Source organism: Blastomonas fulva, assembly GCF_003431825.1.
GTDB classification, from domain to species: domain Bacteria; phylum Pseudomonadota; class Alphaproteobacteria; order Sphingomonadales; family Sphingomonadaceae; genus Blastomonas; species Blastomonas fulva.
The window spans coordinates 3,240,761-3,252,638 of record NZ_CP020083.1; the positions used below are offsets into that span (position 1 = coordinate 3,240,761).

An 11,878-nucleotide genomic window follows, 5' to 3' on the forward strand; every position below is an offset into this window, starting at 1 on the left:
CTTGGCAGGCTGTCATCGAACTGCCAGACTTGACGCCTAAGGGGGACCGTTCGTCGCTCCTTGCCATGAAGGACATCGCCTGATGCTTTCCCGCCGCTTGTTCATCGCCGCCGCTCCGCTCACCCTGATCGGCGCGCCGGGCCTGTTGCGCGCGCAAAGCGTGTTCCGAACCTTTCCGTTCGCGCTGGGCATCGCCTCGGGCGACCCGTCGCCCGATGGCTTCGTGATCTGGACCCGGCTCGCGCCCGATCCGCTCGAGCTGCACGGCGGAATGGCGATGACCCCGATGCCGGTCAAATGGGAGGTCGCCAGCGACGATCGTTTCACGACCATCGTGGCGGGCGGCGAGGTGATTGCGCGGCCCGAAATGGCGCATTCGGTGCATGTCGAGGTGGCGGGCCTGCAGCCGAACCGCCCCTATTGGTACCGCTTTACCGCGGGCGGCGAGCGCAGCTTCATGGGCCGCGCGCGCACTCTGCCGATGGCCGGCGCCGCGATGGACAAGCTCAAGTTCGGTGTGGTCGGATGCCAGAACTACGAGGACGGATATTTCGGTGCGTACAATTATCTGGCGCGCGAAGAGCTCGATTTCGTGTTTCATTATGGCGACTATATCTACGAGTATCGCGGCAGCCCAACGCGGGCGAACTATTTCGGTGGCGGGCTGCAGGTGCCAGTGCGCCAGCATGCGGGCCAGGCGCTGTACGACATTGCCGATTATCGTCAGCGCTATGCGCAGTACAAGACCGACACCGATCTGCAGCGCGCGCACGCCGCGCACAGCTTCTTCCCCACATTCGACGATCACGAGATCGAGAACAACTGGGTCGCAGGGATCAGCGGTGGCGATGATCCGGCCCCGGCAGAGGCGTTCGAGCTTCGCCGCGCCGCAGCGTTGCAGGCGTGGTACGAGCATATGCCGGTTCGCAAGGTCAACATGCCGCGCTTCGGTGGCGGACAGTTCCATCGCACCGCACGTTTCGGCAATCTGGCGGAAATCCAGCTGCTCGACACCCGCTCCTATCGCAGCGACCAGGCGTGCGACGATGGCTTCAAGCCGCTGTGCGAGGGCGTCAACGACAAGACTGCGCAGGTGCTGGGCGCCGAGCAAGAGGCCTGGCTAGCCAAGAACCTGTCGGGCAGCCAGGCGCGCTGGAACTGCCTCGGCCAGCAGATCATGATGATGAGCCTCGACAGGCGGCGCGCCGCCAACGAGGACACCCGCATCGCCAACATGGACAGCTGGGCCGCTTACGAGGTCCCGCGCCAGCGGATGCTCTCGCGCATGGCGGGCCTTGGCAATGTCGTCGTGCTCACCGGCGACGAGCACCAGAATTTCGTCGGCGATCTGGTCCATCGTGACAAGGTGGTGGGCACCGAAATCGTCGCGACCTCGATCAGCAGCGGCGGCGACGGAGCGGACCTGCGCTATGGCAGCGAGCAGATGATGAAGAACAATCCGGAACTCAAGTTCCTCAACGACCAGCGTGGCTATGTCGTGTGCGAGGTCACCCCCGATGCGTGGCTCAGCCACTTCCAGGTGGTCGACAAGGTTTCGGTCCGCGCCAACACCATGAAGCGCCGTGCCACTGCGGAGATTGCACATGGCGTTCCGGGCGCGCGGATGACGGGTCTGTCGGCATGATCGCCAGGCTGCTGGGCGCGGCGTTGCTGTGCGTACTGGCGCTGTTGCATCCCGCAGTTGCGCAGGACGCCAGCCCGCCGGTCACCATCCTGATCTCCATCGACGGGATGCGCCCCGATTATCTCGATCGCGGCCTGACCCCCAACCTCACCGCGCTGAAGGCAAAGGGCGTTGCCGCTGCGATGCGCCCCAGCTTCCCCAGCAAGACCTTCCCCAACCACTACACCATCGTCACCGGCAAGCGCCCCGACCGCAACGGCATCGTCGGCAATTCGATGATCGACCCAATGCGGCCGGGGCAGATGTTCAGCATGGGCGATGCCAGACAGGCGCTCGACCCGTTCTGGTGGATCGAGGCCGAGCCGGTGTGGGTCACCGCCGAAAAGGCGGGTCTGCGCACCGCGACCATGTTCTGGCCGGGCAGCGAAGTCGCGCACAACGACGTTCGCCCGCGCGACTGGATGCGCTTTGACCAGGCGATCAGCAACGAGCAGCGGGTTAATACCGTGCTCGACTGGATGCGCCGTCCGGCGAATATCCGCCCGCGGCTGGTGACGATGTACTTCGACACTGTCGATACCGCAGGCCATCGCTTCGGCCCGGACCGTTCGCCCGAGCTCGATGCCGCGATCTCCGAGGTCGATTCGCGCATCGGCGAACTCGTCCGCGGGATCGAAGCGATGGGCGTGGCGGCGAACTTCATCATCACCGCAGATCATGGCATGGCGCAGACCGCCGAGGATCGCGTCATCCAGCTCGACGATATCCTGCCGCGCGACACCTATATCGCGGTCGAAACAGGACCCTATGCGGCGATCGAACCCGCAGCCGGCACCGACTCCAGAGTCTTTGACGCTCTGCTGCAGAAGCGCGAACATATCATTTGCTACCGCAAGGAGGAGCTGCCCAGCCACCTGCATTACGGCAAGAACCCGCGCGTCGCGGCAATCATCTGCATCGCCTCCAACGGCTGGACGATCCTGGCGGGCCCGCCGCGGCATCCGGTGACCGGTGGCGCGCATGGCTATGATCCGACCAATTCGGACATGCACGCATTGTTCATGGCATTCGGCTCTTCGATCCGCCCCACCGCCAGCCTGCCGCTGTTCGACAATGTCGATGTCTACCCGTTGATCGCGCGGCTGATCGGCTTTGAACCACTGCCCTCGGATGGCGATGCGAAGACGCTCTCGGGCATCGTCACCCGATAATTCGCTTGCAGTTTGAAGGTTGCCAAACGAAACTGATGCCCATGATATACTATGAAGATCTCGAAATCGGCGTCACGCAAAGCTTTGGCCGTTATGACGTCATCCGCGAGGAGGTGATCGAATTTGCCTCCAAATACGATCCCCAGGAGTTTCACCTGAGCGACGAGGCCGCGGCCAAGACCCATTTCGGTCGGCTGTCGGCGAGCGGATGGCACACCTGTGCGATGACGATGGCGATGCTGGTCGCGAACCTCAAGGAGCACAAGCAGGCGGGGCTGGGCTCGCCCGGAATGGATGATCTGCGCTGGGTGAAGCCGGTCTATCCCGGCGACACGCTGCGCTGCGAAACCTGCGTGATCGAAAAGCGCCGCTCCAAGAAGCGCCCAGACATGGGGCTGTTCAAGTCGGACCTCACCGTGTTCAACCAGAACGACGAGCCGGTGATGACGATGCGCAGCAACGGGTTGATCAAGGTCCGCAATCCCGACGCGCCGATCGAGGACTGACGCCGATGGAGCCTCAGTTGCAGGCCCAGTAACCGTCCTGATAGGTGAATGCCGGGCCATCGGTATCGCTGACCTGCATGCTGGCGGCGCTGCCCGCAGAATCCTTGCCCGATGCCGAGACCATCAGTATCACGCCCTGCGCTGCGAAGCTGCCCCCGGTTGCCGCCACTGCACCCGAAGGCGCGACGTCGATCTGCCTGCCCGCGACCGAGATGATGCCCTTGCCGCCGGTCTTGCTCGCCACCATCACGGGAAGCGCGCCCTTTGCGGGGCTGAACTTGCACGCAGCGCTGTCCATCCCCGCCGCGCTGATCGCACTCGACAGCAAAGGCTCGAGCTTCGATCCCTCGGCATCGACCGCCTGAAGCCCGGATTGCGGAGCAGCAGGACCGGTCACCACAGGCGCTGGAACATGCGAGGCTCCGTCTGCTCCATCAAGCGTCACCAGCGTATCGTCGGCAGGCTTTTCGCTGCTGCACGCGGCGAGCAGGGCAAGCGGGAACAGGAAGGCGAGGCGCATGGGGAGGCTCCGGGTACGAGGATGATGGCGCGCCTATAGCGTGACAGCTAGCGAGACGAAACCTTCATGGTTTTCCCCTACCGATTGCGGGAGGGGAGAGAGTGATGCCATCACTTACGCCCGAACAGCCTCTCGATGTCGCCATGCGCCAGCTTCACCCAGGTCGGCCGCCCGTGGTTGCACTGGCCGGAATGCGGCGTGATCTCCATCTCGCGCAGCAGCGCGTTCATCTCCGCGACCGACAGCACGCGGCCTGCCCGCACCGATCCGTGACACGCCATGGTCGAGGCGACCAGGTCGAGCCGTTCCTTGAGCGACAAGGCGGCATCGAACGCGCCCAGCTCGTCGGCGATGTCCTGCACCAGCGCGTGCACGTCCCCACCGCCCAGCATCGCGGGGGTGGCGCGCACCAGCACTGCTGCCGGGCCGAAACGCTCGACCTCAAGCCCGAAATCGGCAAGCTCGGCAGCGCGCTCCTCGATCCGGTCGCAGGCCGTCTCGTCGAGTTCGACCACCTCGGGGATCAGCAGCGCCTGCGCCGCAACGTGCCCGCCATCGGCCGCCTTGCGCATCCGCTCGAGCACCAGCCGTTCGTGCGCCGCGTGCTGATCGACGATCACCAACCCGTCCTCGGCCTCGGCGACGATATAGGTCTTGGCGATCTGCCCGCGCGCGATGCCCAAAGGATAGCGCTCGGCCATCGGCACCGGTGAATAGGACGGCTCGGCACGACCCATCGGCGCTGCGGCGATATAGGGCTGGCTGCGCTCTGCGACCCCTGCGGCGGCGAGCCATGCGGGCTCGTGCGAGGGGGCTGTCGCGATGGGCGCGGGGCTGAACATGTCGCGTTCCGGCAGCGGCGCGGGTGCGGCAGGCTCGCTCTGCCAGCGCGCAAGCGCGCCTTGTGCCGGACGCTGCACCGCACGGAACCCGCCCTGATCGAGCGCGCGCCTCAATCCTGAAACGATCATCCCGCGCACCATCGCGGAATCGCGAAAGCGCACCTCGGTCTTGGCGGGGTGCACGTTGACGTCGACATCCTGCGGGGCAACGTCGAGGAACAGCGCCACCACCGGGTGCCGGTCGCGCGCCAGCATCTCGGCATAGGCCGCGCGAACCGCGCCCACCAGCAACCGGTCGCGCACAGGCCGGGCATTGACGAACAGGAACTGGTGATCGGCAACACCCCGGTTATAGGTCGGAAGCCCGGCCACTCCGGTGAGCCTCAGCCCTTCGCGCTCGAAATCGAGCAGCACCGCGTTATCGGCCAGGCCGCGCGCAGTGAGCGCCGCGATCCGCGTCAGCCTCGCTTCGCCCGCCTGCACCGAGAACACCCGCCGTCCATCCGACTCGAGGCTGAACGCGATGTCGGGCCTGGCCATCGCCAGCCGTTTGACGACATCGCTGCACGCGGCATATTCACTGCGCGCCGAACGTAAAAACTTGCGACGCGCCGGCACCCTGGCAAACAGACTGTCCATCCGGATCCGGGTGCCCGGCGGCAGCGATGCGGGGCCATCCTCGACGACATCGCCGTGATCGACCACGCGCCGCCAGCCATCGCCATCGGCGGTCCGGCTGGCGATTGACAGCCGCGCGACACTGGCGATGCTGGGCAGCGCCTCGCCGCGGAAACCCAGCGTTGCCACCAGTTCTATCGCATCGTCGGGCAGTTTTGAGGTCGCATGCCGCTCGAGCGCCAGGGCAATATCGTCAGGCGACATTCCGCAGCCATTGTCGATGACCTCGATAGAACCGAGCCCGCCGTCCTCCAGCGCGATCGCGATCCGGTCCGCGCCTGCGTCGATCGCGTTTTCAACCAGCTCCTTCAACGCACTGGCTGGTCTTTCCACCACTTCGCCTGCTGCGATCCGGTTTATCAGCGCGTTTGGAAGCCTTCGTATTGACATGGTCCCGGTCCTAGCCCAAGCGCGGCTTGGACGCGACTCCCGAGTTTCCCGCATATCCACGCTTGGTCTGGCCGGGCTCTCGGGTTAGCCTCCGCCCTGGGAAAATTGCGCATTCTTCTGGCTCGATCGCCGCTTTCACCTCTTTAGAATTTGGAAAGTCTGCATGTCGTTCATCTCCAAACTTTTCCGGTTCGGTTCGCACAACATGGCGATCGATCTGGGCACCGCGAACACGCTTGTCTATGTGCAGGATCAGGGCATCGTCCTGAATGAGCCCTCGGTGGTCGCCCTGGAGACGATCAACGGCATCAAGCGGGTCAAGGCCGTGGGCGTGGATGCCAAGATGATGATGGGCAAGACCCCGGATTCGATCGAGGCGATCCGCCCGCTGCGTGACGGTGTCATCGCCGACATCGAAGTCGCCGAGCACATGATCAAGTATTTCATCCAGAAGGTGCACGGCAAGCGGAGCATGTTCTCTTATCCCGAAATCGTGATCTGCGTCCCCTCGGGGTCCACCTCGGTCGAGCGCCGCGCGATCCGCGATGCGGCATCGAATGCCGGTGCCAGCCAGGTGATGCTGATCGTCGAACCGATGGCCGCTGCGATCGGTGCCGACATGCCGGTGACCGAACCGATCGGTTCGATGGTCGTCGATATCGGCGGCGGCACCATCGAAGTTGCCGTGCTCAGCTTGCGCGGTCTCGCCTACACCACCTCGGTCCGCACCGGCGGCGACAAGATGGACGAAGCGATCGTCTCCTATGTCCGTCGGCACCACAATCTGCTGATCGGTGAAACCACTGCCGAGCGGATCAAGAAGGACTTCGGTGTCGCCGTCGCGCCTGCTGACGGCATCGGCCACACCATCCAGATCAAGGGCCGCGATCTCGTCAACGGCATCCCCAAGGAAATCTCGATCAACCAGGGCCAGATCGCCGAAGCGCTGTCCGAACCGATCAGCACCATCGTCGAAGGCGTCCGCATCGCGCTGGAAAACACCGCGCCCGAACTCGCCGCCGACATCGTCGATCAGGGCATCGTGCTCACCGGCGGCGGCGCGCTGATCCAGGGACTGGACGCACATCTTCGCGAAGAGACCGGCCTGCCGGTTTCGGTGGCGGAGGATCCGCTGACCTGCGTTGCCATCGGCACCGGGCGCGCCATGGAAGATCCGATCTTCCGGGGCGTGCTGATGACCGCCTAAGGACATCACAGCATGGCGCCGCCCCGCAAACGGCGCCCCGGGTTCTCCCGCAAGGCGCAGCTGCAAATCTTCACCGGCTATCTGCTGGCTTTCACCGGTGCGTTTGCCGGGTTGCTGCTGCTCGCTTTGTCCTATTTCGATCCCGCAGCGTTTTCAGCCGTGCGCAGCATGGCCGCGGAAGTGACCGCGCCCCCCGCGCGGCTGCTCACGGGGGTGCGCGTGAGCACGCAGACCGGCTGGCGCGAGGTTGCGGCCTATTTCGAAGCGGGTTCGAAAAACGCCAGATTGCAGCGCGAGGTCGAGCGCAACCGCGTCCGCCTGATCGAGGCGCGCGCGCTCAAACAGGAAAACCGGGAACTGCGCCGTCTGCTGGGACTGATCAAGCAGGAAGGCCGCCCGGTCGCCACCGCGCGCCTGATCAACTCCAGCGCATCGAGCAGCCGCCGGTTCGCCACGCTCGACGTCGGCTCGCGCCAGGGCGTGCAGCGCAGCCAGCCGGTGCGCGGACAGCGCGGCCTGATCGGACGGGTGCTCGAAACCGGACCCAACACCTCGCGGGTGCTGCTGCTCAGCGATCCGGAGAACGTGGTTCCCGTGCGCCGCGCGCGTGACGGTGTCGTCGCCTTTTCGCAAGGCCGCGGCGACGGCCGGGTGGATATCAAGCTCATCGACATCGGCATCAACCCGTTCAAGGTCGGCGATGTAATGGTGACATCAGGCAATGGCGGCATCTATCCGCCAAATGTCCCGGTCGCGATCATTGAGAAGCTGACCAGCGATGGCGCCATCGGCAAGCTGCTCGCCAATCCGGCGGGGACCGATTTCGTCATCGTTCAGGAGATGTACGAGCCCGAGCTGGTCAATCCTGAAACCGGCAGCCTGCCACCTGTATCGGCCGCGCCCGCGAGCACCGCGCCCGCCCGACGTCCGCAGCAAGGCCAGCAGCAGGGCCGGCCGGCCTCGACCCCTGCCCCCGCCAATCCGCAAGCGTCGCCCGAACAGGCACCTGCGGCCGCGGCGACCGGCACGCCGCAGCCATGAAGGCTCCGTATCGCGCCCGGCTGAACCGCGAGGCATCTCCGTTGCGCAAGGCCGCCGTGCCGATCGCCTCGGTGCTGATCGGATCGATGACCCCGCTGCTGCCGCTCGTCGCCTCCGCGCCCGTTCTGCCGCCGTTCGGCCTGATGGTGCTGATATCGTGGCAGATCCTGCGTCCGGGGCTGTGGCCGGTCTGGGCAGGGATGCCCTTTGGCGTGTTCGACGACATCATCGGCGGGCAGCCGGTGGGCAGTGCGGTGCTTTTGTGGTCGATCATCCTTATCGGGATCGACCTGATCGACCAGCGCTATATCTGGCGCAATTACTGGCAGGACTGGTTCATCGCTGCGGTCTCGATTATACTCGTGCTGGCAGGAGGCCTTGCCATCAACAATCTTCTCGTCAGCGATGTCCGCCTTTCGGTGCTGTTTCCCCAGATGATCCTGGCCATCTTCACGTTTCCGTTGGTGCTGCGTCTGGTGGCGCGGCTCGACCATGTCCGCCTGAAGCGGTGAAGGCTGCGCAGCCATGAAGCGGCCGGGCAAGTTGATCACCCGAAATTCGCTGAACATGACGTTCAACCGCCGCACGGCGCTGATCGGTGGTGCCCAGGGGCTGGTCGGCGCGATCCTCGCCGCGCGGATGGGCTATATCTCGGTGGTCGAGAACGAGCGCTATAAGATGCTGTCGGAGAGCAACCGAGTCAACCTGACGCTGATTCCGCCCCGGCGCGGCTGGATCATCGACCGCCACGGCAAGCCGCTCGCCAACAACAAGGCCGATTTCCGCGTCGACCTGATCCCGCAGCGGGTGCGCGATGTCGAGGCCACGATCGGCCAGCTGCGCGACATCCTCAACATGCCGCCCGACAAGGTCGAGGATCTGCGTGCAGCGATGAAGGATGCCCGCGGCCTGCAGCCGGTTCCGGTGGCATCGGGGCTGACCTATGAGGATTTCGCAGCGCTTTCGGTCCGGCTGCCCGATCTGCCCGGCGTTGCGCCGCAGCGCGGCTTTTCGCGGCAATACCCCACCGGGGCGGCGGTCGGCCACCTGCTGGGCTATGTCGGCATCGTCAATGCCGAGGAGTATGAGAAAAACAAGAACCCGCTGCTGATCACGCCGGGGTTCAAGATCGGCAAGGACGGGCTTGAACAGTTCTTCGAACCGCAGCTCCAGGGCAAGCCCGGCGCCCGCAAGGTCGAGGTCACCGCGCGCGGCAAGATCGTGCGCGAACTGGGCGTGCAGGAAGATGTGCCCGGAAAGCCGCTCCAGCTGACCATCGATGGCGGGCTGCAGGACTATGTCGCGCGCCGCATGGGGCGGGAATCGGGCGCGGCGGTGGTGATCGACTGCCAGACCGGGGGCATCCTCGCCTTCTCGTCGATGCCGTGCTTCGATCCCAACAGTTTCTCGGACGGAATCGGGCGGCTGGAATATGCGATGCTGTCGCAGGATGAGCGTGTGCCGCTGCTCAACAAGGCGACCCGGGGCCTCTATCCGCCGGGATCGACGCTCAAGCCGATGGCCGCGATCGCGGCACTGCAGAACGGCGTCGATCCGGACGAGACGATCAACTGCCCCGGCGGCTACCGGCTGGGCAACCGTTTCTACCAGTGCCTCGGCCGCCACGGGCCGGTCAACATGACCCGCGCCATCGAGAAGAGCTGCAACACCTATTTCTATGCCCAGGCGCACAAGCTCGGCTATGACAAGATCGCCGTAGTGGCGCGCGAACTGGGGCTGGGCGAGGATTTCGATCTGGCCGGCGCCAACCAGCGTTATGGCACCATCCCCGACAGCGAATGGAAGCTGCGCAAGTACAAGCAGGCCTGGACCGCATCGGATTCGCTCAACGCGGTGATCGGCCAGGGCTATGTTATCGTCAATCCGCTGCAACTGGCGGTGATGACCGCGCGGATCGCGTCTGGCCGCAAGCTCTATCCGCACTTTATCCCCAACAACAAGGTCGCCCCCACCCTGCCCTATCCGCCCGAGCATCTCGCCATCGCGCAGCTCGGCATGGCGCAGGTGGTCAGCCAGGGCACCGCCGCGCGCAGCAAGCTGCCGCTGGATGGCATCGCGATGGCAGGCAAGACCGGCACCGCGCAGGTGCGCGGTTTTGGCTCGGGCAGCCGCGGTGGTGCCGGCGTGCCCTGGAAGTATCGCGACCATGGCCTGTTCGTGTGCTTTGCTCCGGTCGAGCAACCGCTTTACGCCGCTGCCGTGGTGATCGAGCACGGGCTGGGTGGATCACGCGCCGCAGCACCGGTGGCGAAGGATTTCATGACCTATATGTTCGATCCGCAAAAGGCGATGGACAGCCTGCTCGCGCTCGAGGCGGGCTGGGGCGGCAACATCGCCGAGCGGATGGCATCCGAATTCGCCGGCTTCCGCGCCCGCAGCGAGGGCCGTGCGCCCGAGACCGCTGCTGAAGAATCTGCCGACTGACATGCTGAGCTTTGTCCCCCGCCAGGTGGCCGAGATGCCATGGCAGATCATCTGCATCACCATCGCCATCGCGAGCTTCGGCGTGATCGTGCTGTATTCCGCCGCGGGTGGCAGCGTGAGCCCCTGGGCGGGCACGCATGCGTTGCGGTTTACTGTGTTCCTGACAATGGCGCTGGTCATCCGGATGTTCAGCGAGAACTTCATCAAGCTGTGGACCTATCCCGGCTATATCGTCTTTGCCGTGCTGTTGCTGATGGTGGAGCTGGTCGGAGCGGTCAAGGGCGGCAGCCAGCGCTGGATCGATCTGGGCTTTATCCGCCTGCAGCCATCGGAATTCATGAAGCCGCTGGTGGTGCTGGCGATCGCTCGATTCTATGAACTGCTCCCCATCGGTCAGGCGCGCAGCTGGGGCGCAATCTGGCCGCCGCTGCTGCTCATCGGGGTTCCCTGGTTTCTGGTGATGACCCAGCCGGACCTGGGCACGTCGATCGCGGTCATGATCGGCGGTGTGACGGTGATGTTCCTCGCTGGCGTCCCGCTCAGGCTGTTCATCGGAGCGGGCGTTGCAGGCGCTGCCTTCGTCCCCTTCGCCTTCTTCTTCCTGCTCAAGGAATATCAGCAGAACCGCGTGCTGACCTTCCTCGATCCGGAAAGCGACCCGCTGGGCACCGGCTATCACATCAGCCAGTCGAAGATCGCGATCGGCTCGGGTGGCATCGGCGGCAAGGGGTATCTGCAAGGCTCGCAAAGCCATCTCGATTACCTGCCCGAGGGCCACACCGATTTCGTGTTTGCCACAATGGCCGAGGAATGGGGGCTGATCGGCGGGCTGGTGGTGATCGGGCTGTTCGCGCTGCTGCTGCGCTGGGCGACATCCGTCTCGCTCAACGCCCCCAGCCGCTTCGGAAAGCTGGCGGGCGGCGGGCTGACGATGACGATCTTCTTCTACATCGCGATCAATCTGCTCATGGTGATGGGGCTTGCCCCCGTCGTCGGAATTCCCCTGCCCTTTCTGAGCTATGGCGGATCGTCGATGATGACGATCATGATCTGCATCGGCCTGCTCATGGGCATCGAACGCAGCACCCGCCAGGGCAGCGGCAGCGGCGGACGCGTCGTCGGCTGACCAAGACATTGCGAACACCCGGGACCGACCGGGCAACAAAATTGCGGCTCAGGCCACAAAAGCCCTTTTCATCCCCGCGCAATCTTTTATAGGCAGCGCTCTTCCGGCGCGACGGTCGATTCGACACCGCCCGCCACGGGATGGACGCATAGCTCAGTTGGTAGAGCAGCTGACTCTTAATCAGCGGGTCCTTGGTTCGAGCCCAAGTGCGTCCACCATTTTTTCAGATACTTACGCGGCATCGGGTTGGCAAAGCGTGCCACCCGT

The 11,878-nt window shown here is 64.7% G+C and carries 10 protein-coding genes and 1 tRNA gene; 9 read left to right on the plus strand and 2 right to left on the minus strand.

The genetic code is table 11. The annotated features are described in order from the left end of the window. The first annotated feature begins 82 nt into the window (after nt 1-82). The 3 genes from B5J99_RS15465 to B5J99_RS15475 are packed head-to-tail and all read left to right on the plus strand — an operon-like array spanning nt 83 to nt 3,362. Nucleotides 83-1,645, plus strand: a complete 1,563-nt coding sequence (locus B5J99_RS15465; protein WP_117352895.1) for an alkaline phosphatase D family protein — start codon at nt 83-85, stop codon at nt 1,643-1,645. Then, nucleotides 1,642-2,856: an alkaline phosphatase family protein gene (locus tag B5J99_RS15470; protein ID WP_117352896.1), complete on the plus strand. Its 1,215-nt coding sequence runs from the start codon at nt 1,642-1,644 to the stop codon at nt 2,854-2,856. The genes B5J99_RS15465 and B5J99_RS15470 overlap by 4 nt, the downstream gene beginning before the upstream one ends. 41 nt (nt 2,857-2,897) lie before the next feature. Next, nucleotides 2,898-3,362: a MaoC family dehydratase gene (locus B5J99_RS15475; protein ID WP_069051765.1), complete on the plus strand. Its 465-nt coding sequence runs from the start codon at nt 2,898-2,900 to the stop codon at nt 3,360-3,362. Nucleotides 3,363-3,375: 13 nt separating this feature from the next. On the opposite strand, the gene B5J99_RS15480 is transcribed toward B5J99_RS15475, so the two are convergent. Together B5J99_RS15480 and mutL are read right to left on the minus strand one after the other, a co-directional pair. Continuing rightward, complete coding sequence (locus B5J99_RS15480) at nt 3,376-3,882, minus strand: hypothetical protein (RefSeq protein ID WP_117352897.1); 507 nt, start codon at nt 3,880-3,882, stop codon at nt 3,376-3,378. Between the two features lie 110 nt (nt 3,883-3,992). Then, nucleotides 3,993-5,792, minus strand: a complete 1,800-nt coding sequence (gene mutL / locus B5J99_RS15485) for a DNA mismatch repair endonuclease MutL (RefSeq protein ID WP_117352898.1) — start codon at nt 5,790-5,792, stop codon at nt 3,993-3,995. 163 nt (nt 5,793-5,955) lie between these two features. Between mutL and B5J99_RS15490 the strand changes: the two genes are divergently transcribed. The 6 genes from B5J99_RS15490 (at nt 5,956) to B5J99_RS15515 (ending at nt 11,829) form a co-directional block, all read left to right on the plus strand. Next, nucleotides 5,956-6,999 carry a rod shape-determining protein gene (locus B5J99_RS15490; RefSeq protein ID WP_117352899.1) on the plus strand — a complete coding sequence of 348 codons (1,044 nt, stop codon included), beginning with the start codon at nt 5,956-5,958 and terminating at the stop codon, nt 6,997-6,999. 12 nt (nt 7,000-7,011) lie between these two features. Beyond that, the gene (gene mreC / locus B5J99_RS15495) at nt 7,012-8,040 is read left to right on the plus strand and encodes a rod shape-determining protein MreC (RefSeq protein ID WP_054134825.1); all 1,029 of its coding nucleotides are present in this window, start codon (nt 7,012-7,014) and stop codon (nt 8,038-8,040) included. Continuing rightward, complete coding sequence (gene mreD / locus B5J99_RS15500; RefSeq protein WP_054134824.1) at nt 8,037-8,552, plus strand: rod shape-determining protein MreD; 516 nt, start codon at nt 8,037-8,039, stop codon at nt 8,550-8,552. The genes mreC and mreD overlap by 4 nt, the downstream gene beginning before the upstream one ends. Nucleotides 8,553-8,565: 13 nt before the next feature. Beyond that, nucleotides 8,566-10,485 (plus strand): penicillin-binding protein 2, encoded by a 1,920-nt coding sequence (mrdA, locus tag B5J99_RS15505; protein WP_117352900.1) that lies wholly within the window; start codon nt 8,566-8,568, stop codon nt 10,483-10,485. A 4-nt stretch (nt 10,486-10,489) separates the two neighbouring features. After that, nucleotides 10,490-11,611: a rod shape-determining protein RodA gene (gene rodA, locus B5J99_RS15510; RefSeq protein ID WP_117353550.1), complete on the plus strand. Its 1,122-nt coding sequence runs from the start codon at nt 10,490-10,492 to the stop codon at nt 11,609-11,611. Between the two features lie 142 nt (nt 11,612-11,753). Continuing rightward, nucleotides 11,754-11,829 (plus strand) — tRNA-Lys (locus tag B5J99_RS15515). The last annotated feature ends 49 nt before the right edge of the window (nt 11,830-11,878 follow it).

What these genes read in the sequence shown, in the direction of transcription:
- B5J99_RS15465 (WP_117352895.1), top strand. Translation starts at nt 83, where the DNA reads ATGCTTTCCCGCCGCTTGTTCATCGCCGCCGCTCCGCTCACCCTGATC.
- B5J99_RS15470 (WP_117352896.1), top strand. Translation starts at nt 1,642, where the DNA reads ATGATCGCCAGGCTGCTGGGCGCGGCGTTGCTGTGCGTACTGGCGCTG.
- B5J99_RS15475 (WP_069051765.1), top strand. Translation starts at nt 2,898, where the DNA reads ATGATATACTATGAAGATCTCGAAATCGGCGTCACGCAAAGCTTTGGC.
- B5J99_RS15480 (WP_117352897.1), bottom strand. Translation starts at nt 3,882, where the DNA reads ATGCGCCTCGCCTTCCTGTTCCCGCTTGCCCTGCTCGCCGCGTGCAGC.
- mutL (WP_117352898.1), bottom strand. Translation starts at nt 5,792, where the DNA reads ATGTCAATACGAAGGCTTCCAAACGCGCTGATAAACCGGATCGCAGCA.
- B5J99_RS15490 (WP_117352899.1), top strand. Translation starts at nt 5,956, where the DNA reads ATGTCGTTCATCTCCAAACTTTTCCGGTTCGGTTCGCACAACATGGCG.
- mreC (WP_054134825.1), top strand. Translation starts at nt 7,012, where the DNA reads ATGGCGCCGCCCCGCAAACGGCGCCCCGGGTTCTCCCGCAAGGCGCAG.
- mreD (WP_054134824.1), top strand. Translation starts at nt 8,037, where the DNA reads ATGAAGGCTCCGTATCGCGCCCGGCTGAACCGCGAGGCATCTCCGTTG.
- mrdA (WP_117352900.1), top strand. Translation starts at nt 8,566, where the DNA reads ATGAAGCGGCCGGGCAAGTTGATCACCCGAAATTCGCTGAACATGACG.